Here is a 23,084-nt window from a genome sequence, read left to right as displayed (position 1 = left end):
ATGCAGACACTGGATGAAAAGACTTTTCTCGCATCCCGTAGGGAGTTGCTGTTGTCATACGCCATCTATGTTGAAAGCAAAGACAGCCAGGACGAGTGCTTCGACATGGTGGAGGCAGGCTTGCAACAGCCCGCGGAAGTACTGCAAAATATCCCGCCAGAAAACTTCATGACGGCGACGCGCCAGCGGGCCTGGGAAGGTATCGACCAGCTCACCCTGGCCTACAGCGCCGGCCATACGACAGCCGATCTGCGCGCGCTGTATCCCACGATACTGGAATATTGGGAAGAGTTTGCCAGATATGACACGGCTTTTGACCTGCAGGCCAGCGCCGCGGAACGGGGCTTTCCCCACTTCGCCCTGCCCGATGTCGCATACGAACAAGTCAACCGGATGATCTGCCTTGGCATTCTCCTGGGTTGGGGTAATTTGCTGCCCCGCTTGGCGCCTGTCATCGATTTCAACAACCATGAAAAAGATGGGCTGGTTGAACGCCTGCTGGCATTTTCCATCGATGGCAGGGATACCGACTGGCCGGAATGCACGCGCCACCTGCCCTATTTCAAGACACTCAAGATATTCGCGGCAGAAGAAAAAGATCGTCCGGCGTTGATGCAGGACTACCTGGAAGAATGGTATTACGCCAGCCGCCGTGAACCCTACTATGACAGTCACGAGCGCGATACGTCATTTTTAGGCTACTGGTCATGGGAAGCGGCAGCCATCACCTGCCTGCTCGATATCGACGACAGCAGCTATCGCGATGCCACATTCTATCCGGCAGACCTGACGGCCTTTTTCCGGCAGGCACGCGTGGACTATGAACCGGACGGCGGCGGTCCTGTGCCGGCAAACGAGTTGCGCGCCAAGGCTGGCGACCCCTGCCCCAAGGCGGGAACGTGGGAATCGCTCGATATTCCTCCGCGTGCCATGTCGTATGAGCGGGAACAGCCCATGCTCGACCTCGAGTCAGGATATGGATTGACTGTCTGGCGATATCTGGAAAATTGAATATGCCCGCGGGGCGCCAGGCGCTCAAAAACATCCCAAGGCGGCAAGATGCCGGTTTTCGATGACTCCAACTATGGGGAAACAATTTGGTATTGGAGTACGGAACGGTATCCGGCCATGAAAATCATCCGCGCTGGTACGATGAGCATCTCAAAATCAGCGAAGAAGGCTATGCCGCCTTTTACGGCTACGTGACCTTCGAAGCGACTGCGACCGTCTTTATGCTCGACCTGGACGACAGCCAGATCGAGCATCTCGTCTCCCCCAAAGACCTGGTCGATTATGCACGACAGTTATGGGAAGAAGGCCGCTACACCAGTCAGGAAACAGAACCACTGATACGCAAGGGACGCGTCTAGGGCGGCCAGTCCTGCCCTCAAACAGGCTTCTGGGAAACCCCAGCAAAATTACACAGCCGCAGTCATTTCGCGCAAGGCCAAGTGATGCCTGTTTTTGATGACACTGCATACGGTGAAACCATCTGGCATTGGATTGAAGAACAATAGCCAATTTTCCATCTGGCACAATCAGCGACTGGCCCACCGCCGAGCTGCGCCAGCGATCAGAAAAAACGACGGAAAAACAATGATGACAACCCCGTTCGACATGCGTCGCCGACAGCAATTTCTCTACGAAGATCTTTATAACAAAACGAGAGCAAATCAATTTGCGTTAATTAACGGGGGCATTGAAAACAAAAAAGTAGCCGACTCGACGCTGGAAAATTCTTCAGTGCATCAGTTTTTATATTTAGAAGCGTTCTGGATATGGATGCTCGACTATACGGCGGGCGAGCCGATCACTGCACTGGCGCCGCGCATCGCCGACATCGTGGATAAGTTTGAAGAGTGGAATAAGGTCGATCAATTCTGTCAGCAGGAAGCAGCGCTCGAGTTTCCAGAGTTTGGGCAGTACGAATATGAGGGAGCACCGGAGTTTCCCATCCTTTCCGACTATCAGGACACACTGCAACTACTCAGCATTGCCATCCTTCTGCGCGACCATCATTCGGTTAAACGCATTATCTACATGCTACGCAGTCACCGTGGCCGCGATGGCCTGTTCGAACAATTGATTGACGGGTATGTGGAGGATGGACAAGCCCTCGACACCTGTATCATCGGCAAGCCCTATAGCACGCTGTTGCAAGTGTTCTATGAGGAAGATGAGAAGGCCACGCTCGACCTGCTCCAAAAATACCTGAGACAGTGGTATCCAGCCATGAAAAATCATCCCCGCTGGTATGAAGGGCATCTAAGAATCCGGGACGAAGGCTACGCGCCCTATTACGGTTACTGGGCATTTGAAGCGGCTGCGACCGTCTTTATGCTCGACCTGGACGACAGCCAGATCGAGCATCTCGTCTACCCCAAAGATCTGGTCGACTATGCGCGACAGTTATGGAAAGAAGGCCGCTACACCAGTCAGGAAACAGAACCACTGATACGCAAGGGACGCGTCGAGGGTGGCCAGCCCTGCCCTCAAACAGGTTTCTGGGAAACCCCAGCAAAGTTACACAGCCGTAGCCATTTTGAGCAGGGCCAAATCATGCCTGTTTTTGATGATGCGGCATACGGTGAAACCATCTGGTACTGGAGTGAAGAACAATAGCCAATTTTCCATCTGGCACAGCCAGCGACTGCCCCAGCGCCGAACTGCGTCAGCGCACGAGCCTTTGAAATGGCGCCCCTACGCAGGCCGGTCAGCGGCAAGCACTGGACATTCGGCTGCCAACCCGCAGATTGGAACAGGGCGAGATCATGAGCAATCTGGATGCTGCCTGTGGCTTGACGGTATGGCATTTTCTGAAGGTATAAAAAACAACGACGTGAGAGGAGAAAAGATGAGCACAACGGAACGTTTTTTTACTGCCGAAGATGTAGAGGGAATGGTTGCGGACCTCAAGGAATGGCCAAACATGTCCTGTGACGATGGAAATCAAGATCTAGGTGTGTCTCCATTTACTACTTTCTATTTCCTCTACAACACTAAGCACCACCTTGATACGTCAGTGCTGATGGTGGGTATTCATGAGGAATTTGAACGACTGACAGGGAATCCCTATCTTATCGGCACGCATCCCGACTCGGAACGTCCTCACCCTTACGGCTCAAAGCGTTTGCCAGTTCTGCGTGAATTTGCTCGAAAAACAAGAAAAACAGACTATTTCGCCTTCAATTTTACCGATCAGAAAAAACACAACTCGTCTCCTTCTACTGCTGGATATTTCTGGAAAATGCGGGATCATATGAACGATGATCCAGAACCATCAAACAGGGATTACTCATCCATTCAATTCTACTATCGCTGGTCATGGTGGAAGGACAACAAGAATGCGTGGCGGCAGTTTGTTCTGGAAACCATGGAAAAACTAAAACCTGATCAGGTTTACAGCGGCTTTTCGATGGCCAATCCGCTTGCCTTCGGTACCCGCTCGGCAGTGACCGTGTGGGAACGCTCTCTGGCGCCGCGATTTTTTGGCTTGGACATTGATTATCCTTTTTCCATGAGCGGCTCGCTGGCAGACGGCATCCGCCCGCCAACCTGGGGCTTTTTGCTATCGGATACGTGGCGTGAAAAATTGGACCTCAGCCGCGACCAGATAAAACTCGGCCTGCAGCATCCGCAAATCAGGATCGACGAGCTCGACTCCGGCCTATGGATCGAACTGGGCGAGGAGCCGGCGCTCTACCCGGTAGAGGACGGCGTGCCGGAATTGCCGGCGCTGCTCAACAAGCTGCTCAAGCCGATCCGCGACGATCATATGGCGCTGCTGGGCTTTGGCCAATGGGACGGCGATCCCAACGAACGCTTCAACGATGCCGACTCGCTGCGCTGGATGCGGCGCTTCGATGCCGACAGCGACTGGCCCAGCGCCGAGCTGCGTCAGCGCCGCGATGACGGCGGCCCGGATGACACCGCGCCAGCACAGGAGCCATTGGAATTGCGTGCCTACGCCAGCGAGGCCTGCCCGCAGGCCGGACAATGGCAAGCGCTGGACATTCCGCCGCAAACCCGGCGATTTGAACAGGGCGAGATCATGAGCAATCTGGATTCCGCCTATGGCTTGACGGTGTGGCGCTTCCTGAACGCATGAAGAAACAGCGACGGTACCGAGGTTCGAGACCATCGACCTGATGCTCGATTGGAAAAGGCAATCATGCATTGCGGTTCGAGATACGCGTACCTTCTTTGACACGAATACAATTTACCCAAGAGAAAAACACGTAACCATGGAAGATTTACCCTTTCATCAACGACGTAGACAGCATTTTCTCCATGAAGAACTTTATCAAAAAACACGGACAAATCAACTTTCCTTGATCCGGGGAGGAGAAGAAAACAGAAAGGATGCATATTCGATAGGCGAAAGTTCCTCCGTTCATCATTTTCTGTATCTGGAATTGCTCTGGATATGGATGCTTGACTACACGGCAGGCATAGCCCTCGATCAACTGGCGCCTCGAATCGCCGATATTGTGGACAAATTTGAAGAGTGGAACGAAGTGGATCAAAGGTATCAACAGGAGTGTGCGCTGAAGCTGCCTGAATATGGTCCGTATACATATTCGGGGGCGCCCGATTTCTCGATACTTTCCGACTACGAAGACACGCTGCAACTGCTGAGCATTGCCATATTGGTACGCGATCAGCGTTCGGTCCAACGTATCATTCACGTACTTCGTAGCCATCGCGGTCAAGATGGCCTGTTCGAGCAATTGATCAGTGCTTATGCCGACAACGTCGTCGAGCGCGATACCTGTTTACTTGGCGCCCCTTATGACACCTTGCTACGTGTGTTTTATGAAGAAGATGAAACGGCCACACTCACCTTGCTCAAGAAATATCTGCAACAGTGGTATCCGGCAATGAAGAATCATCCACGCTGGCATGACGAGCATCTTAGGATCAGCGAAGAGGGCTATGCCGGCTACTATGGCTATTGGGCATTTGAAGCCGGAGCGGCGGTCTTTATTCTCGACCTGGACGACAGCGCTATTGATCATCTGGTCTACCCCAAAGACCTGGTCAATTATGGCCGCAAGTTACGCGCGGAACACCGTTACACCAGTGTTGATACTGCCTTAATAAATAAGGCCGGTCGTATCGAGGGAGGCCAACCCTGCCCGCAAACCGGCTTCTGGGAAACCCAAGCAAAGTTACACAGCCGTAGCCATTTTGAGCAAGGTGACAGAATGCCAGTTTTCGATGACTCTAATTATGGAGAAATCATTTGGTATTGGAGTACGGAACAGTAGCCTCCATGACAGCATGGGAGATGCTTCCCTCGAAATTCGTCAGCGCTGAGATAAATTAACGTTCCACGGTGTTTAGCTTACAGGAAAACAATGAGTACCAGTCCATTCAATGCGCGGCGCCGGCAAAAATTTCTCCGTGAAGACATTTACCATAACACGCGAAAAAACCAACTCGAATTATTTGAAGGACAACTTCTCAACAAAAATATCGCTGATTCGACACAAAGTCAAACGGTCATTTACCAGTTTTTGTATTTGGAAGCGTTCTGGATATGGATACTCGACTATACGGCAGGTGAACCGCTTGATGCACTGGCGCCGCGCATTGCAGACATCGTGGATAAATTTGAAGAATGGAACGAGGTGGATCAACTCTATCAGCAAGAATTGGCGTTCGATTTTCCAGAAGATGGGCCATATGAATACGAGGGTGCGCCGCAGTTTTCCATCCTTTCCGATTATGAAGACACGCTTCAACTGCTCAGCATCGCCATTCTGCTACGCGATCAGCGGTCGGTGCGACGCATCATCCACGTGCTGCGCAGCCACCGTGGCCACGATGGGCTGTTCGAGCAATTGATTGGTGCATATGTCGAGGACAGTCAAGACCTGGACACCTGCATTATCAGCAAGCCCTACAACACTCTGCTGCAAGTATTCTATGAAGAAGACGACAACGCTGCCTTAGCCCTGCTCCAGAAGTATTTGAAACAGTGGTATCCGGCCATGAAAAATCATCCGCGTTGGTACGATGAGCATCTCAACATCAACGAGGAAGGCTATGCCGCGTATTACGGTTACTGGGCCTTTGAAGCGGGGGCGACCGTCTTTATACTCGACCTGGACGACAGCCAGATCGAGCATCTGGTCTACCCCAAAGACCTGGTCGACTATGCGCGAACATTATGGGAAGAAGGCCGTTACACCAGTCAGGAAACAGAGCCACTGATACGCAAGGGGCGTGTCGAGGGCGACCAGCCCTGCCCTCAAACAGGTTTCTGGGAAACCCCAGCAAAGTTACACAGCCGTAGCCATTTTGAGCAGGGCCAAATCATGCCTGTTTTTGACGATGCGGTACATGGCGAAACCAGCTGGTACTGGAGTGAAGAACAATAATGATTACAAGGGACAGTTTTCTTGGCAATGACGATATCGAAGAATTTGTTTCCGATCTCAAGGAGTGGCCGAATTCATCTTGTGGAAATGACCATATCACACATAATGTCAGCCCTTTCGTCAGCTTTTATTTTCTCTACGACAGCAAGCATTATCTTGATACGTCACTGCTGATGGTGGATATACATGAGCAATTTGAGCGTCTGACGGGAAACCCCTATCTTGTTGGCACGCACCCCGATTCGGAACGTCCTCACCCTTACGGCTCAAAGCGTTTGCCAGATTTGCGTGAATTTGCCCGAAAAAATGGGCCAGTAGCGAGTCGCATTGCTGCGTGTACCGGAAGACTGCATAGGCGCCGCAGCGAAGGAACCTAAAGAGAAAAAGAACGAACAGGAAACCAGATTGAGGAATACACGATGAGCACAACGGAACGTTTTTTTACTGCCGAAGATGTAGAGGGAATGGTTGCTGACCTCAAGGAATGGCCAAACATGTCCTGTGACGATGGTAATCAAGATCTGGGAGTGTCTCCTTTTATTACTTTCTATTTCTTATATGATACCAATCACTCTTTGACAACATCGCTACTGATGGTAGACATCCACGAAGATTTTGAGCGTTTAACTGGAATGCCTTATCTTTTCGCCACGCATCCAGATTCAGAACGGCCACATCGTTACGGGTCCAAACGCCTACCTGATTTGCGGGAGTTTGCGCACAAGAGAAAACCCGGTCAATCATTCATTTTCGATTTTTCTGATCAAAAAAATCACAGATCATCTCCTTCCACAGCGGGATATTTTTGGAAGATGAAAGATTATATGAACGATAATTCAGAACCGTCAAACAAGGTTTACTCATCCATTCAATTCTACTATCGCTGGTCATGGTGGAAGGACAACAAGAATGCGTGGCGGCAGTTTGTTCTGGAAACCATGGGAAAACTAAAACCTGATCAGGTTTACAGCGGCTTTTCGATGGCCAATCCGCTTGCTTTCGGCACCCGCTCGGCAGTGACCGTGTGGGAACGCTCTCTGGCGCCGCGATTTTTTGGTTTGGACATTGATTATCCTTTTTCCATGAGCGGCTCACTGGCAGACGGCATCCGCCCGCCAACCTGGGGCTTTTTGCTATCGGATACGTGGCGTGAAAAATTGGACCTCAGCCGCGACCAGATAAAACTCAGCCTGCAGCATCCGCAAATCCGGATCGACGAGCTCGACTCCGGCCTATGGATCGAACTGGGCGAGGAGCCGGCGCTCTACCCGGTAGAGGACGGCGTGCCGGAATTGCCGGCGCTGCTCAACAAGCTGCTCAAGCCGATCCGCGACGATCACATGGCGCTGCTGGGCTTTGGCCAATGGGACGGCGATCCCAACGAACGCTTCAACGATGCCGACTCGCTGCGCTGGATGCGGCGCTTCGACGCCGACAGCGACTGGCCCAGCGTCGAACTGCGTCAGCGAGCAGCAAAAACGACGGGAAAACAATGATCACCGCCCCGTTCGACGTGCGGCGCCGGCAGAAATTTCTCCACGAAGATCTTTACCATAAAACGCGGGAAAATCAACTCGCAATAATAGATGTTGAACTCGAAAATAAAAGAATAACCGACTCAATGCAGGGAAATGCTTCCGTCCATCATTTTTTGTATTTAGAAGAATTCTGGATCTGGATGCTCGACTATACCGCTGGTGAACCAATCGAAGCACTGGCGCCGCGCATCGCGGGTATCGTGGATAAATTTGAAGAATGGAATGAAGTCGATCAACTCTATCAGCAGGAAGCGGCGCTCGATTTTTCAGAAGATGGGCCATATGAATACGAGGGTGCGCCGCAGTTTTCCACCCTTTCCGACTATGAGGACACACTACAACTGCTCAGCATCGCCATCCTGCTGCGCGATCAGCGTTCGGTGCGACGTATTATTCACGTACTGCGCAGCCACCGTGGCCGCGATGGGCTGTTCGAGCAATTGTTTGGCGCATATGTCGAGGACGGTCAAGACCTGGACACCTGCATTATCGGCAAGCCCTACAACACCCTGCTGCAAGTATTCTATGAAGAAGACGACAACGCTGCCTTAGCCCTGCTCCAGAAGTATTTGAAACAGTGGTATCCGGCCATGAAAAATCATCCACGCTGGTACGATGAGCATCTCAACATCAACGAGGAAGGCTATGCCGCGTATTACGGTTACTGGGCCTTTGAAGCGGGGGCGACCGTCTTTATACTCGACCTGGACGACAGCCAGATCGACCATCTGGTCTATCCCAAAGACCTGGTCGACTATGCGCGAACATTATGGGAAGAAGGCCGCTACACCAGTCAGGAAACAGAGCCACTGATACGCAAGGGGCGCGTCGAGGGCGGCCTGCCCTGCCCGCAAGCAGGCTTCTGGGAAAACCCAGCAAAGTTGCACAGCCGTAGCCATTTTGAGCAGGGCCAAATCATGCCTGTTTTTGACGATGCGGTACATGGCGAAACCATCTGGTACTGGAGTGAAGAACAATAATGAGTACAAGGGACAGTTTTCTTGGCAATGACGATATCGAAGGATTTGTTTCCGATCTCAAGGAGTGGCCGAATTCATCTTATGGAAATGACCATATCACACATAATGTCAGCCCTTTCGTCAGCTTTTATTTTCTCTACGACAGCAAGCATTATCTTGATACATCATTGCTGATGGTGGATATACATGAGCAATTTGAGCATCTGACGGGAAACCCCTATCTTGTTGGCACGCACCCTGATTCGGAACGTCCTCACCCTTACGGCTCAAAGCGTTTGCCAGATCTGCGTGAATTTGCCCGAAAAACAAAAAAAGAAGACTATTTCGCCTTCAATTTTACCGATCAGAAAAATCATATTTCCTCTCCTGCCACGGCAGGATATTTTTGGAAAGTTCGGGACTATATGAACGACGACGCGGTGCCATCAAACAGAACCTATTCATCTATTCAATTTTACTATCGTTGGTCATGGTGGCTCGAGAATAAAGACGCTTGGAGAAAATTTGTCCTTCAAACGGCTGGAATCCTTGATGCTGCACAGGTATACAGCGGCTTTGCCATGGCGACGCCATTGGCGTATGGCTCCCGATCAGAAGTCTCAGTCTGGGAACGTTCTCTGACAACCCATTTTTACGGACTTGATATCGATGATTATCTCGGCATGCACGGTGAATTGGTGGTAGGTATCCGTCCCCCCACGTGGGGCTTTCTGCTGTCGGACACCTGGCGCGAGAAACTGGATATCAGCCGCGAGCAGGTCAAGCTCAGCCTCCATCATCCAAGCATCAAAATAGAAGAACTCAGCGTGGGGCTATGGATTGAATTGGGCGAAGAGCCGTCGCTTTACCCGGTTGAAGATGGTGTCCCGGCACTGCCGGTATTACTCAACAAATTGCTCAAGCCGATACGTCATGATCATATGGGCCTGCTAAGTGGCGCCCAATGGAATGGCGACCCCAACGAACGCTTCAACGACGCCGACTCGCTGCGCTGGATGCGGCGCTTCGACGCCGACAGCGACTGGCCCAGCGCCGAACTGCGTCAGCGAGCAGCAAAAACGACGGGGAAACAATGATCACCGCCCCGTTCGACGTGCGGCGCCGGCAGAAATTTCTCTACGAAGATCTTTACCATAAAACACGGGAAAATCTGCTCGCATTAATTGAAGTCCGACTTGCAAATAAAAAGATAGTGGAATCAACGCTGGAAAACTCTGTGGCGCATCAGTTTCTGTATTTGGAAGCGTTCTGGATCTGGATGCTGGACTACACAGCGGGTGAACCGATCGATGCACTGGCGCCGCGTATCGCCAGCATCGTGGACAGGTTTAAAGAATGGAATGAGATCGATCAATTCTGTCAACAGGAGGCGGCGCTCGAGTTTCCGGATTATGGGCCGTACGAATACAACGGAGCGCCGGACTTTTCCACCCTTGCAAATTACGAGAACACGCTACAACTACTCAGCATTGCGATATTATTGCGCGATCAACATTCGGTCTTACGCATCATCCATGTGCTACGCAGTCACCGTGGCCAGGATGGCTTATTTGAGCAATTGATAGGCGCATATGTCGAGGATAAGCAAGATCTCGATTCGTGCATTCTCGAAAAGCCCTATGATACTTTGCTTCAGGTTTTCTATGAAAATAATGAGAGAGAGACACTCAAACTGGTCCAGAAATACCTGAAACAGTGGTATCCAGCCATGAAAGGTCATCCTCGCTGGTACGACGGGCATCTGAGAATCAGGGACGAGGGATACGCTCCCTATTACGGTTACTGGGCATTTGAAGCAGGTGCGACGGTTTTTTTACTTGACCTGGACGACAGCCAGATCGACCATCTGGTCTACCCCAAAGACCTGGTCGATTATGCGCGCCAGCTACGGAAAGAGAGCCACCACAGCAGCGTGGAGATGAAACCATCGGCCAAACGAGAACGCGGCGAATAAAATGAAAAATCCACCATTCGATGATCGCCGCCGCCAACAATTTCTTTGTCGGCAGTTATATGAAAAAACCCTGGAGAATTCACGTGCGCTGCTACAAGTTCAGCTAAGAAACAAGGAATCAGCTGAATGCGCTGGAGACACCAGTTTGGCTTGCCATTTCCTATATCTGGAAAATTTCTGGATCTGGATGCTGGATTACACCGCTGGCGTGCCAATCGAGGAACTTGCGCCACGGCTGTCCGATATCGTGGACAGGTTTTCGGAATGGAACGAAGCCGATCAACATCAACAAAAGAAAATGTTGTCGCAATACCCCGAGTATGGCCCATACAAATACAGGGCGGCGCCAAATTTCGGCGACCTTTCCGATTATGAAGATACGCTGCAATTACTAAGTGTCGCCATATTATTGCACGATCAGCGCTCGGTCATGCGCATCATCCGCATATTTCGCAGCCACCGAGGACAGGACGGCCTGTTTGAACAGCTGATTGGCGCATATGTGGTCGATAAGATGCCCCTCGATACCTGCGTACTGGGCCAGCCCTACGAGACGTTGCTGCAGACGGTATATGAAAGCGATGAAGGTGCGGCACAAACTCTCATTAAAAAATATTTGAAGCAGTGGTACCCTGCCATGAAGGATCATCCACGCTGGTACAACGGCCATCTGCGCATTAGCGACGAAGGCTACGCTCCCTATTACGGTTACTGGGCATTTGAAGCCGGTGCAATGGCCTTTGTGTTTGACCTCGATGACAGCGGTATCGATCATTTCGCCTACCCGACAGATCTCGTTGCGTATGGGCGTGCACTGCGCGAGGAAAACCGTTATACCAGCATAGATATGAATGCGGCGGGCGATGTCGGACATGTCGAAGGCAAACAGCCCTGCCATGACACGGATTTTCGGGAGTAAGGATGCAGACTCTGGACGAACACACTTTTTTGGCTGGTCGAACGCCTGCTGGCCTTTTCCGTCGATGGCAGGGACACCGCCTGGCCAACATGCACGCGCCGCCAGCCCTATGTCAAGACGCTCAAGATATTTGCGGCAGAAAAACAAGCGCGTCCGGCATTGATGCAGGACTACCTGGCAAAATGGTATGACGCCAGCCGCCGCGAACCCTACCATGACAGCCACGCGCGCGACACGTCACTTCAGGCTACTGGTCATGGGAAGCGGCAGCCATCACCTGCCTGCTCGATATCGACGACAGCAGCTATCGCGATGCCGCATTCTATCCCGCCGACCTGGTGGCATTCCAGCGTCAGCCACCCTCCATGCGATTGGATCCAGCATGAGCAACAAACCCGCCGTGATGGCAGCCTGTCTCATTTTCGCCATGCCCGCGCTTGCGCACGCCGCCGACGGCCCCTTCCCAGGGATTTACTCCGTCATCGATCCCGTCACGGGCATGACACAGGATGTGCTGAAGATCAAACCCTTCATCGATGGCGAATTCAACGTCTTTCCCCGTTTCGCGGGCGAACGGGCATGGGCCGGCGTGCTCTCCGCCAAGGTCATGGGCGCCAAGGATCGCTACCTGGCGGAAGCATTATTCCCTCAGGACGGCAAGGTGCGCGCCCTGGCGATAGAGGACATCGGCTACCTCTACTACACGCCCGGCGGAAGTTACTCGCGCGACGGCCGCTCGGATACGGGCTACCTGAGCCATATCTTTGCCATCGGCATCAAGTCCATGCAGCGCCGTCCGCTGCTGGCAGGCCATGCCGAACGGGGCGAGCGCGGCCAGCATGACTACCGGCCCGGGGCCGATGAGGCAAAGATAGCGGTCAGCACCTTGAACTACAGCGCCCGCTCCATCCAGGTCGGCGTCAGCGATGCCGGCAATCCGGCCAACGCCGTCGATACCGATCCCCTGAACCCTTACATGAGCAGCGCCGCCAATTGCTGTTTCTACCTGCCAGCCGCCCCACGGAAGCCGGTACAGCTCAACATCGAGTACCGCTGGCTGCCGGACGGCAAGCCGGAAACGCGTACCTTGCCGCTGCCGGCCGGCACTGCCACCGAGGAACTGCTGGTCATCGTGCAGGCCGATGGCAAGCTGGCGCTGGAATTTCGCGCCCCGCACGCGTCGCTGTCGATGACGGCCGATGGCAGTGTCGAGGCTGGCAATGGCCGGCTGTATCCGGCCCTGCCCGCCGCCGAACGCAAGGCCGTGCTGGCCGCGGAACTGGTGCGTCAAAAAAATTCGCTACAAGACATCACCAGAAAACTGGAGAAAATGCCCGCGACGACAGCGATGCAGCTCACGCAGCAGGTGGCAGAACAGGTCGCAGAGCGGCAGAGCGCCGTGACCTATCTGGAAGCGTTTTCCGCATGCAAAGCGGCCGTGCGCGAGTGCGACAAGCAAGCCAGGGCGGCGGTCCGCGCCAGATAGCGGCAAAGCCCGTTTCTGCTAGGCTATCGCCGTATCGCCACCTGCCGACGCTTCTTTCGGCACCAGCATCGCCTCTTTTACGCCGCCCAATTCCGGTTTTGAACCCTCATATCGCCAATAAAGATATTTCTTGCCCCGTTTCCCCATGAAATACTGCCGGTTTCGGGACCAGCGACTGGCTTCAACAAAGCCGATACTGGCGTCAGTCATCTGATTCTTGAATCCCGCAACAGAATCATGCACATAACGATCGAAGAATTTGTCAAATAAAGTCCGCTCCGCAACCGACATCGACTTTCGGAGCTTGCCTTTCCAGGCATCGTAGATCGCGTCTTCCAGCGGTTCCGTGGCACTACGAAAAAAACCTGTCTTCTTTTCTGCGATGTTCTGCACGTCGCGTTCCCATTCGCTGTCCGTCGTGGTCATGTATTTATCCGGCGTGGCATACATGACGGACTGCCCCTTTGCGATGATGGCTTCGCGTTCTTTGCGCGCCGCGCGCTGGCGTTCCGTGCGCCCCCAGCGCCAATGATAGTAATTGTTCATGTGGCTGATGACTTGTTTCTCGAGCCGCTTGTCTGCGCTGACGTGCTTCATGTAGGTGTCGAAGCATCCCTGCAATTCGCTGCTGATGTTAAACAGCGAGCCATAATCCTGAAGAACCTCTTCGGGAGACTTGAACGGCACCCCCGCCGCATATGCCGACAGATACATATTGCACAGCGGAATGCGCGACAACTCGTTTGAGCGTCCTTCCTGATTCATGTCGTCATACCCGCCGCCCACGTCGGAGTGGGCCCCGGGATAAAGGGTTTCCCGGCAGTTTGAGTCAGTGGCCTGATCGATTCGAATAGAATCGGATGGGAATTTCTCCCGTACTTCATGCGCTGCGACATAATGTTCGCAGAAGCGCACGTATGGTGGAATACGCAGATCGGCGGCCCATTCCGCATGGCCGCCCTCGTCCGCCAAATACATCACGCCCCCCCACACAGGCCCCAGGTAATATTTGAGATCGGACTCAAGGCGACTGCCGCCAAACCCCACCGAGGCCACGGTATCAAAAATGCCGAGGAAGTAGATCACCAGACGCGGCTGAATAAATCCGCCACTTTTGGTCCAGATCAGTCCATCTCCTTGCTGATAACATTGTCCAGCCAACTGACGCACAAAGGCCCGTGCCTGGGCTGCCCCCCGACTGAAGCCAAACACCGCAACATTGATTTGATTTACATGCGGCATGTGTTTGTCCACCCGCATCTTGAACTCCTTCAGCATCCAGCTGATCCGGGCCTGCCCTTTTGCAGCAGATGCCATGCCGAGCGCCCCATCGATTCCATCACCACTATCCTGAACCTCTGGAAACGGCGTGCCGACCCCTGGCGCATATATCGCGTAGGTCTTGTTTTTTTCATCTTCGGCCGTATGCGCAAATTTTCCCAATTTCGCAATATTGCTGTACTTTACCTTCGACGAAGCCAGCGAGCCATTGCCATCTTTTTTGAAATTATTTCCAGTGCCGTCAAAAAAACAACTGATCCAGACGGGCTTTCGGCAATCCGACTCCTTCGCACATTTCTCCAGTTCCTTGCGATAAATTCCTCGCGCAAGCCGCTCACTCTTCGTGACGTCGCTAAGCCGGCGTATCGTTGGATTGCTCATGGTCTATTCCCTGTGGGGTGTCCGCGGTATGCCATAAAAAGGATTCTCGATTTCCTGCTTGCAGAACTGGCCTTGGGGAAGGCGCGCCGAATGCAGTTTTACCTGCTCGGCAGCAAGCGGCGCCTGCGTCTTGAATGTGCCCAGATGTGCCTGAACCGTACCATCGGCAAGAAAGTGCAAAAGCACGATGGTTGGGCGCTCGGGCCCTTTGGCGGGCAGGATGTCAACAGTAGCCTGACACCAGCGGCTTCCAGGAGCACTCATCCTGGAAGTGCGTTCGTCATAGTCGACACTCGATTTTCCATCGTGGTAGGTCGTATCGAAAACCACGCTCCAGACCACGCGCACGCGTAGCGGTTTATCCACAGGACTATCCCAGATGAAACAGCAATTTCCACTGCTGAAACTGACTTTTTCACCATTGTCCATTTCCGCCTCGCTTGCGTCGCGAAAAAAAATGGAACCACCGCTGGGCGCTTCATCGACATTGAATGGCAGTGAAATGCCCTTGAATGCGATCGAATAAATATCGTAAGGTGTGTAGTTATATGACGTCGTAGTGAAGGTTTTCTCGTTTAATTCCTGTTGCAAGCGTTCTTCCTTCGCCCTGGAATCGCAAGCGGCCAAAATAAATAGGCACAACACGATGGAGGCCAGTTTTTTCATGTCGGGATCGCATTCATATTGGAAGCGGAAACTTCTTCGAGCGCAGCCCATTGCCCAGGAGTCCAGGCCAGGATCCGGTCACTGAAAGACTGCGCCGTTCCTTCGGCCTGCAAAGCGATGGCGGCGAGTGGCGCCAGATGAAAATCGGCACCTAACATGAGCGACAACATGCAGTAACTTTTCAAGTCTGTGGGCGAACTTAATCCATATGCCTGCGCCCTGCCCAGTTGTTCAAAAAAAAAGTCGTAGCGCTGATCCGGAGGCAAACCATCGAGCGCCTGCGGATCATCGCTCTCCATTTGCTTCATCAGCATGTACGGCGCTGCTCTATGCATCAGTTCGAGATACTGATGTTGCGTCAAAAGCATGCATTCACTGCCAGGCGGGGCAGGCGCCTCATTTTTCTCGCCATGTACAATTTGTGGCACCCCACGCACGTCCTTGTACAACCAGCCCGTGATGCCTGCGAGTGCAATCTTGCGCTGCGCCGTTTCCAGCACGTCCAGCCAGTGCGGCAGGATAAGCGGATCGTAGTAGCGCATGATCCACTCGGTACCGTCATCGTGCACCACCTCTGTCAACCAGGTCAGCCGTTCTAACAATTGCTGCAGGGGCTGGCCAGAAACAATCAGCGACATAAAATGGGCGCTGCCGGCAGTGCACAGCAATTTGGCGAGCAAGGGACATTTCTCGCGCTGCATATGCCGCAACAATATCGGGCCAGCGTACAGGGCGTCCGGCTCAGCCAATTCACCCAACAGGGAATACAACTCAACGCTGTGATCGCCAGGCAAGCGGATACGGGCCACACCATCCAACTTGGCACCATCAATCAAGCTGTAGAGGGACTCCCCCTTGTCGAGAGCAGGACGATCGAGCAGCGCAAGCAACTGCAAACCACACGCGGGGGTCCCGCCATCGTTTTCGCGCATGATCATTCCCCCTTCGCGGCAAAGGGCGAGCCGCTCCTGGCCGCATTTAACAGGCATTCCTTGCAAATACTGCGAGGCATTACCGGCAGTGGATAGCTTGCACGGGATGGCCCGTCAAAACTCTTCTTGCCGGCATGCACCGTGATCTTGCCCGGGCACTGCACGGTGATGTTGCCGCCCTCGATGGTGATATTCGCCCCGCCCGCCGTCGACAGGCGGATGCTCTTGGCCGCCGCCCAGTCGATGTGCGCGGCGGCGCTGACGATATTGACTTCCTCGCGCGCCTGCACGTTGAGCACGTCGGCCTGCGCCTGCAGGTCGATGGCTTGTTTGGCGGCGATCAGTTGCAGGCCGATATTGTTCTCGCCCGCCTTGACGACGCCGGCCAGCGCGCCGATGGCCTGGCCGCTGTGCACGCGCAACTGGCCGCCGCCGACGAACTGGGTGTCTTGGCCGCTCATCAGGGAGGTGGTTTCGCCATTGACCAGCTGGATATCCTGGCCCGCCAGCACGCCCAGGCCGGCGCGGGCGGCGATGGCGATGATGGCGTCGCTGCTGTGCGGCAGCTTGTCGTCGCCGGGACTGGTCGGCTTGCCCGCCGCGTCGCGCCTGGCGGCGGCCGTATTTTCCTGGCTCAGCATGCCGGAAACGCTGGTCAGGAACGCCGGCAAGGGCGCCGCCTTTTCGTCGAGCACGCTGGCATTCGCCTTGGCCGGGCCCAGGTGGCTGGCATACGCGACCGTCTTGTGCGTGACGGCGGCGGCGCTGAAGGTTGCACCCAGCTTGGCTGCCTGCTTGAGCAAGACCATGCCCGGTGCATTGTCGCCAGCCGGATCGCGCGCCTGCGCGTCGTGGTTGACGAGGTAGCTGGAAATGAGCAGGCCGGCACCGGCCCGCACGGCACCGTAAGCGTCCGTGCGCAGCTCGGCGCCCGTGCCGCGCAGGCTGCCCCGGTAATTGTCGGCCGCATGGATCAGGTGGCCAAGATTGAGTTCGCTTGCCGCATGGCTGCTCTTGAGCTGGATGCGCCCCTGCTGGTCGGTATCGTCGAACAGCAACTGGTTGTAGCCAGAGCCGGAGCCGGCGGCGCCGAATTCCTTGCTGCGGATGCCCCATTGCGCCGCGCCGTTGCGGTGGCCAGCGCTGCCGCCAGCCGCGCCATGCCAGAGCGGGCTGTTGCCGCCGGCCACGTTGCCCTGCGCCGATGGCGCATGGTCGCGCGCCGGTTCGAAGACGCTGGCGTCCGCGGGCTTGTCCGTGATGCCGCCCGGCGTGGGCGCGACGCCGCCCTCGCCTTGCCCGTTGTACAGGGCGCCGACGATGATGGGCCGGTCGATATCGTTTTCCAGAAATTGCACCAGCACTTCCTGGCCGATGCGCGGCAGGAACTGGCTGCCCATGCCGCCGCCGGCCGAGCGCTGCGCCACGCGCACCCAGCAGGTGGCGCTGCCGTTAAGTTGCCAGTGGAAACGGATGCGCACCCGGCCCAGCTTGTCGCAATGGATTTCGCTGCCGCCGCTGGCGCTGGTGCCGCCGTCGGCGCCGACGACGATGGCGCTCTGGCTGCCGCAGGCCGTCGGTTTCGGGTGGTGGCGCGCGTCGCCGCCGTCATGCACGGGGCGCCATGGCGTATCGGCCGCGATCGCTTCAATATGGTTGGCATAGCCGCTCTCGGCCGCCTGCGCGATCACTTGCTGGAATTGCGCGATATCGCGCGGCGCCAGCGCCTGGCCAGCCAGGCTTTCCTGCAGCAATTCGGGGATGGGGCCGAACAGTTCAGCCAGGCCCTGCCGCGCGGGCGCCGGCAGATTATTCACGCCCACGCTGCACACGCGCAGCACCACCAGCGCCGGCGCCTCGGCGCCATCCTGCTGCAGCGGTCCCTGCGTCAGGGTAAAGCGCGTGCCGGCACGCAAGGTGCGCACGGTCGAACGCGCCTGCCAGCGCTCGCCGCGCGCTTCGATCGCCTGCATCTGCAGCAAGGCGTAGCGTTCGGCCTGGGCCGCACTGGCATAGAAATACTGGCCCGGCGTGTCATAGCTTTCCAGCGCGGGCGCGTTTTTTCCGCCCGGCGCCAGCCGCGTCGGCACGCTGGCGCTGACGGCTTTCTTGGCCTTGTAATCGTAGCTGAGCACGCTCGCCACCGCCGTGCGCAAGACGCGCGCCCGGCTGAGCGCCTGGATGGAATCGGCCTGCTCCATGGCCCGCGCGCCATGAAAACGGATGCCGCCGCCTTGCGCGCTGCTGGCGTCTTCCGGCACCGCGCTCAAGGCGCTGCTGTCGGCGAACAGCACCAGGCAATGGCCGCCCTCATGTTCTTCGAAACGCCAGGCCAGACCTTCTTCGCTCAGCAGGCGCGTGACGAAAGCCAGGTCCGACTCGCGGTACTGGCAGCAATAGCTGCGCGGCTGCGCCTCGGCCATGAACGGTCCCGTGTCGCCGCTCCAGCGCCAGTCGGCTTGCGGCGCGTACGCCTGGAACACGCTGTCGACGATCTCGATCACGCTCTTGTCTTGCCAGACGCGGCTGTTGCGTACCTGGCTCAACAGCCATAGCCACGGCGTCAGGCGCAGCCGGAAACGGGCCAGTCCGCCATCGCTGCCCAGCATGGCCGCAGCACTGATATAGCCGGAAAACTGCGTGCGCGTGCCATCGGCCAGGCTGGCGTGCAGCGCGGCCGGCTTGCCCAGCAACGGCGCCAGCGCCACATTCGCCTGCGTGGACAGCACGATGATGTCGCGCGCGCCCACGGTCTGCAACTGCTCGTCGGCGACAAACGCTTCCACCAGCCACTGTGACGTCCCGCCCTCGCCGCCGTCCAGCGACAGCTCATACAGCCGCGTCACGCTGCTGAAACCAGCCAGCGAAGCGTTGACCTGATCGGCGCTGGCGGCACTCATTTTCCGCCTTTCGCGGCAGCTTGCCCGGCCTTGCATTGCGCGTTGCCGGCATGGCCCTGGCAGGCGCGTGCGCGGCACGCCACGGCGGCGTCGCGCTTGAGCGCCGCGCATTGCTGCAACTGGGTCCGCAGGCCGGAAGCGGTTTTCTTCGGCACTGGCGCGGCCTGCGTGTGGGCCAGCAGGGCCGACAGCAGGGCGACATCGCTGTCTTCGGCGCGGCGCGCGGGCGTGGCAGCCGGCCCTTTCACCGGTGGCTTTTTGGCTGCAGGACGGGGGGCCTTGACCGCCGGTTTCACGGCAGCCGGTGGCGGCGATGGCGTTTCCAGCGCCTTGCTCAGCACATCGTCGGGATGCGCGGCACGCGCTTTCCCGGCAGCGGCCGTGGCGGCTGTGGCGGTCGCGCTGGCATCGAGCATCTCGCTCAGGCTCTGCTGCGGTGCCGCCGCGCCGGGCGGCGCCTCGTCATGGATGCTGGCGACGGCCGGCGGCGCCACGGCGGCGGGTGCGGCGGTGGCGGCGGGCAGGGGAAGCGGCGCAGCTGGCGCAGCGTCGTCGCCAGCCCGTTCTCCGCGCTGGCCCAGCCAGATGCCAGCGGCCAACAAGAGCAGCAGCGCGGCCACCGCGCCCATGCCCCCGCGCAGCGCCAGACTGCCGCGCCTGGCCCTGACGGGCGAGCCGGTACTGCCACCCTCGAGCGTGGTCAGGATGCGGTTACGGTCGGCCTCCGCCTGCTGCGCCTGGGTCAACAGGCTGGGCCGGGCCGGGAGCCGGGGGCTATCGTCATGAGTTCGCAAAATGTGCGCTCCTGTAATATTTGCAAGACTTTACGCTATTCAACAAAATCATGACGCGTGCCATAAAATCAACAGTGCGCACCCCCCGCACAATTGAAAAAAGCCCCCCTTAATTATCAGTTTTGTAAGATATACTTCCAGGCAATATCCATCGCTTCCCTGTTTTCCCTGATGGACAGCACCGTTCCCCGCAGCCAAACATTTATTGATTGAGGTTAGCGTGTTCCTACTCGCGGTAGCGCTGTATTTCATCCTGGCATGCCTGATCAGCTGGCTGATCCTGTTTCCTGCCGGGCGCGATTTTGTGCTGCACGCCGTCGATGGCGCGGAGCAGCGCCTCGCCGCCTGCCTGCAGCGCGTGGCCAGGCGCCGGCAGACGGGCATGGCCAGCCTGGGACTGCGCGGCGCCACGCTGTGGGCCCGCACGGCCGACCTGCTGCGCCGTCATTACCTGCTGTGTCTCGCGGGCGTGGCCGCGATCAGCCTGCCGACCCTGCTGGCCCTGATGGCCGACAGCAAATCCATGCTGGGCGCCTACGATGTGTCGACGCGGGAAATGAATACGCAGGTGGCCAGCCTGCTGCAGGGCGAACAGTTGGTGCCGCCCGTCGACCTGCCGCCGCTGGTGTTTGCCACGGAAGAAGTGCGCCAGGAGCGTCCGCTGCTGGTATCGGCCAGCCGCAACTGGACCTTGCTGAATGTGGAATACGCCCAGCGCCTGCTGCTGGTCTTCAAGATCATGAAGGAAAAACATGGCTACGAGATGGCGCTGCTGGAAGGCTACCGCAGTCCCGAGCGGCAAGACATGCTGGCCGGCATGGGCCCCAACGTCAGCAACGCGGCCGCCTTTCAAAGCTGGCACCAGTACGGCCTGGCGGCCGACTGCGCCTTCCTGCGCAATGGCAAGCTGGTCATTTCCGAGAAGGATCCGTGGGCCATGCGCGGCTACCAGCTGTATGGCGAAGTGGCCGAATCGGTCGGCATGACCTGGGGCGGACGCTGGAAGATGATGGATTTCGGGCATACGGAACTGCGCCTGCCCGGCGTCATGAAAAAACACTGAAGGGAGCGCGTATGGCGGGTCCGGTAATCAGATTAGGCGACAAGACATCGCATGGCGGCACCGTGCTGGAAGCATCGGCGGTGAGCGACAGCGGCGGCATCGGCATGGCGCGGGTCGGCGACAAGGTCGCCTGTCCCCTGCCCGGCCATGGCGTGTGCCCCATCGTCAGCGGCGACTCCAGCCTCATCGTCGATGGCAAGCCCGTGGCGCGCCACGGCGACAAGACCAGCTGCGGGGCGCTGCTGATCGCCAGCCAGCAAGCCACCACCGACCAGGCATGACGACCCTGCCCATATGCGGAGGAGCCCGCTGATGCGCCCCCTGGTTGCGACGCTGCCTGCTGACCGTGTCCGTCTTTGCGCTGAGCTGGACGGGCGCCATCGCCTACTGGCGCGACAGCACGCGCATGCCGACGCCGGGCGAGCTGGCCGGCGCCATGCTGGCGCTGCCGCTGGCCCTGCTATTCATGCTGTGGCTGGGTAAAAAAGTGCTGGCCAGGCTGCTGGCCGGGCCAGCCCTGGCGGCGCCGGGCCCTGCCGCGCCCCTGCAGGCCGAGGCGGCGACACCTCCCGCGGCGGCGGTGCCGCTGCATATCGTGGCCGCCAGCCTGCGCATGCCGGGCGGCGCCACGCCGTCAGAATTGCTGGCCGCCATGCGCTCGCGCCAATGCCGTCCCGCGCTCGACGGCCAGTTGCTCGATGCGGACGGCTATCCCCTGCTGTGCGCCAGGGTGGACGGCATCGACGAAGAGCTGCAGCAGCAATTGCTGGCCGCCTGGCTGCGCGAGCATCCGCAGGCCGGCCTGGCCAGCGAACCGTTTCCCTTCAATCCGGAAGACTTGCGCGCGCTGGCCCTGGGCGCCGTGGTGCTGGCCGAACTGGTGGACGAAGCCCTGCAGCATGCGCTGTCCGCAGGTGCACCGGCCTCGCCAGCCAGCGCGCTGCCCATGCTGCGGCTGCACCTGCTGATGCCGGCCTCGTGGAACGCCGCACAGCACCAGGCCGGCGACGCCTGGCTGCGCCATCTGGCGCGCGAACAGGGGTGGCCGGCGCAGCAATTGCTGCCGCCCACCGAGCCGGCCACCCGGCAAGCGGCGCCGTTTGCCCTGTTGAACCAGCTTGCCGGCCACGCGGCGCCGCCGCAGCCGCCCTGCCTGTCCATCGTGCTGGCCTGCGATTCGCACCTGGGCGAGCTGCGCGTGCATGTCCTGGCGAGCCAGGAGCAGCTGTTCAGCGCCAGCCAGACGAATGGACAGATTCCCGGCGAAGGCGCGGCCGGCCTGCTGCTGGATATCCCAGGCGCGGCGCCACCACTGGACGAGCCGGCGCCAGTCCTGCTGCACCGCGCCGCCACGGGCGAACTGCCGCAAGGCGCCAGCCAGCGGGGAGCAGCCGACAAGAACATGCTGGCGGACCTGGGCAGGCAGGCGCTGGCGGCGGCTGGCGACGAGGCGACGGCCGGCATCGCGCTGGTCAGCGCCGATACCGACCAGCGCGCCAACCGCATGCTCGAACTGATGCAGTGCGCTGGCGCCCTCTTGCCCCAGCTGGACCTGGGCGAACAGGTGCTGGGCGTCGGCGCCGCATGCGGCCAGTGCGGCGCCGTCACGACGCTGGCCGCCCTGGCCATGGCACGGCAGGCGGCGGCCGACGACGGCGCGCAAGTTTTATGTCTCAGCAACCTCGATCCACTCCAGCGCGGCGCCCTCGTCATTGGTCCGCCCGCGCAAAACAGTCACAGCACCACCTGATACACAGCGACGTCCCATTCACGCACCTTAACGGTTTGCACACGATAAAACTAT

The 23,084-nt window shown here is 57.4% G+C and carries 21 protein-coding genes and 1 pseudogene; 17 read left to right on the top strand and 5 right to left on the bottom strand.

The window, feature by feature from the left end:
• The 14 genes and pseudogenes from P9875_RS11930 to P9875_RS11860 all read left to right on the top strand — a co-directional run bounded on the left by P9875_RS11930 (nucleotide 1) and on the right by P9875_RS11860 (nucleotide 13,263).
• The gene (locus tag P9875_RS11930; RefSeq protein ID WP_081922354.1) at nucleotides 1–1,011 is read left to right on the top strand and encodes a PoNe immunity protein domain-containing protein; all 1,011 of its coding nucleotides are present in this window, start codon (nucleotides 1–3) and stop codon (nucleotides 1,009–1,011) included.
• A 92-nt stretch (nucleotides 1,012–1,103) separates the two neighbouring features.
• Nucleotides 1,104–1,370 (top strand): PoNe immunity protein domain-containing protein, encoded by a 267-nt coding sequence (locus tag P9875_RS11925; RefSeq protein WP_278318481.1) that lies wholly within the window; start codon nucleotides 1,104–1,106, stop codon nucleotides 1,368–1,370.
• A gap of 97 nt (nucleotides 1,371–1,467) precedes the next feature.
• Entirely contained in the window at nucleotides 1,468–2,622 is a 1,155-nt protein-coding gene (locus P9875_RS11920; protein WP_278318480.1) for a PoNe immunity protein domain-containing protein, read from the top strand.
• Between the two features lie 232 nt (nucleotides 2,623–2,854).
• Complete coding sequence (locus P9875_RS11915; RefSeq protein WP_278318479.1) at nucleotides 2,855–4,108, top strand: type VI immunity family protein; 1,254 nt, start codon at nucleotides 2,855–2,857, stop codon at nucleotides 4,106–4,108.
• A 136-nt stretch (nucleotides 4,109–4,244) separates the two neighbouring features.
• On the top strand, nucleotides 4,245–5,270 hold the full coding sequence (locus tag P9875_RS11910; RefSeq protein WP_158300167.1) for a PoNe immunity protein domain-containing protein: 1,026 nt from the start codon (nucleotides 4,245–4,247) through the stop codon (nucleotides 5,268–5,270).
• A gap of 90 nt (nucleotides 5,271–5,360) precedes the next feature.
• Nucleotides 5,361–6,386 carry a PoNe immunity protein domain-containing protein gene (locus P9875_RS11905; protein ID WP_278318478.1) on the top strand — a complete coding sequence of 342 codons (1,026 nt, stop codon included), beginning with the start codon at nucleotides 5,361–5,363 and terminating at the stop codon, nucleotides 6,384–6,386.
• Nucleotides 6,386–6,763 carry a hypothetical protein gene (locus P9875_RS11900; RefSeq protein WP_158300296.1) on the top strand — a complete coding sequence of 126 codons (378 nt, stop codon included), beginning with the start codon at nucleotides 6,386–6,388 and terminating at the stop codon, nucleotides 6,761–6,763. The genes P9875_RS11905 and P9875_RS11900 overlap by 1 nt, the downstream gene beginning before the upstream one ends.
• A 42-nt stretch (nucleotides 6,764–6,805) precedes the next feature.
• Nucleotides 6,806–7,882: a type VI immunity family protein gene (locus P9875_RS11895; protein WP_099404140.1), complete on the top strand. Its 1,077-nt coding sequence runs from the start codon at nucleotides 6,806–6,808 to the stop codon at nucleotides 7,880–7,882.
• Nucleotides 7,879–8,904, top strand: a complete 1,026-nt coding sequence (locus P9875_RS11890; protein WP_278318477.1) for a PoNe immunity protein domain-containing protein — start codon at nucleotides 7,879–7,881, stop codon at nucleotides 8,902–8,904. Before P9875_RS11895 ends, P9875_RS11890 begins: the two co-directional genes overlap by 4 nt.
• Nucleotides 8,904–9,980: a type VI immunity family protein gene (locus P9875_RS11885; protein ID WP_278318476.1), complete on the top strand. Its 1,077-nt coding sequence runs from the start codon at nucleotides 8,904–8,906 to the stop codon at nucleotides 9,978–9,980. Before P9875_RS11890 ends, P9875_RS11885 begins: the two co-directional genes overlap by 1 nt.
• Complete coding sequence (locus P9875_RS11880) at nucleotides 9,977–10,858, top strand: PoNe immunity protein domain-containing protein (protein ID WP_158300192.1); 882 nt, start codon at nucleotides 9,977–9,979, stop codon at nucleotides 10,856–10,858. Before P9875_RS11885 ends, P9875_RS11880 begins: the two co-directional genes overlap by 4 nt.
• Nucleotide 10,859: 1 nt before the next feature.
• On the top strand, nucleotides 10,860–11,777 hold the full coding sequence (locus tag P9875_RS11875) for a PoNe immunity protein domain-containing protein (RefSeq protein ID WP_081922349.1): 918 nt from the start codon (nucleotides 10,860–10,862) through the stop codon (nucleotides 11,775–11,777).
• Between the two features lie 33 nt (nucleotides 11,778–11,810).
• Nucleotides 11,811–12,163, top strand: a pseudogene (locus P9875_RS28695) (PoNe immunity protein domain-containing protein).
• The gene (locus P9875_RS11860) at nucleotides 12,160–13,263 is read left to right on the top strand and encodes a hypothetical protein (protein ID WP_278318475.1); all 1,104 of its coding nucleotides are present in this window, start codon (nucleotides 12,160–12,162) and stop codon (nucleotides 13,261–13,263) included. The pseudogene P9875_RS28695 and the gene P9875_RS11860 overlap by 4 nt, the downstream one beginning before the upstream one ends.
• Nucleotides 13,264–13,281: 18 nt before the next feature.
• On the opposite strand, the gene P9875_RS11855 is transcribed toward P9875_RS11860, so the two are convergent.
• Genes P9875_RS11855 through P9875_RS11835 form a run of 5 tightly spaced genes read right to left on the bottom strand, consistent with a single transcriptional unit; the run spans nucleotide 13,282 to nucleotide 20,217 of the window.
• Nucleotides 13,282–14,925 (bottom strand): T6SS phospholipase effector Tle1-like catalytic domain-containing protein, encoded by a 1,644-nt coding sequence (locus P9875_RS11855; RefSeq protein ID WP_176390242.1) that lies wholly within the window; start codon nucleotides 14,923–14,925, stop codon nucleotides 13,282–13,284.
• Nucleotides 14,926–14,928: 3 nt separating this feature from the next.
• Nucleotides 14,929–15,591 carry a hypothetical protein gene (locus P9875_RS11850; protein WP_278318474.1) on the bottom strand — a complete coding sequence of 221 codons (663 nt, stop codon included), beginning with the start codon at nucleotides 15,589–15,591 and terminating at the stop codon, nucleotides 14,929–14,931.
• Entirely contained in the window at nucleotides 15,588–16,523 is a 936-nt protein-coding gene (locus tag P9875_RS11845) for a DUF4123 domain-containing protein (RefSeq protein WP_278318473.1), read from the bottom strand. The genes P9875_RS11850 and P9875_RS11845 overlap by 4 nt, the downstream gene beginning before the upstream one ends.
• Before the next feature lie 2 nt (nucleotides 16,524–16,525).
• Nucleotides 16,526–19,423, bottom strand: coding sequence for a type VI secretion system Vgr family protein (locus tag P9875_RS11840; protein WP_278318472.1), 2,898 nt, complete (start codon nucleotides 19,421–19,423; stop codon nucleotides 16,526–16,528).
• Complete coding sequence (locus tag P9875_RS11835; protein ID WP_278318471.1) at nucleotides 19,420–20,217, bottom strand: hypothetical protein; 798 nt, start codon at nucleotides 20,215–20,217, stop codon at nucleotides 19,420–19,422. Before P9875_RS11835 ends, P9875_RS11840 begins: the two co-directional genes overlap by 4 nt.
• A 220-nt stretch (nucleotides 20,218–20,437) precedes the next feature.
• Here P9875_RS11835 and P9875_RS11830 point away from each other — a divergent pair, with 220 nt between their 5' ends.
• Genes P9875_RS11830 through P9875_RS11820 form a run of 3 tightly spaced genes read left to right on the top strand, consistent with a single transcriptional unit; the run spans nucleotide 20,438 to nucleotide 23,030 of the window.
• Entirely contained in the window at nucleotides 20,438–21,280 is an 843-nt protein-coding gene (locus tag P9875_RS11830) for a M15 family metallopeptidase (protein ID WP_219311621.1), read from the top strand.
• 11 nt (nucleotides 21,281–21,291) lie between these two features.
• Entirely contained in the window at nucleotides 21,292–21,561 is a 270-nt protein-coding gene (locus P9875_RS11825; protein WP_035817470.1) for a PAAR domain-containing protein, read from the top strand.
• A gap of 44 nt (nucleotides 21,562–21,605) precedes the next feature.
• A complete protein-coding gene (locus P9875_RS11820; RefSeq protein ID WP_278318470.1) occupies nucleotides 21,606–23,030 on the top strand; it encodes a hypothetical protein in 1,425 nt (474 codons plus the stop codon).
• Nucleotides 23,031–23,084: the final 54 nt, after the last annotated feature.

Origin of the sequence: Janthinobacterium rivuli (assembly GCF_029690045.1) — a bacterium.
Lineage (GTDB): Bacteria > Pseudomonadota > Gammaproteobacteria > Burkholderiales > Burkholderiaceae_D > Janthinobacterium > Janthinobacterium rivuli.
The sequence above is the reverse complement of the archived record's forward strand: the minus strand, read 5'-3'. Positions and strand labels throughout refer to the sequence as shown.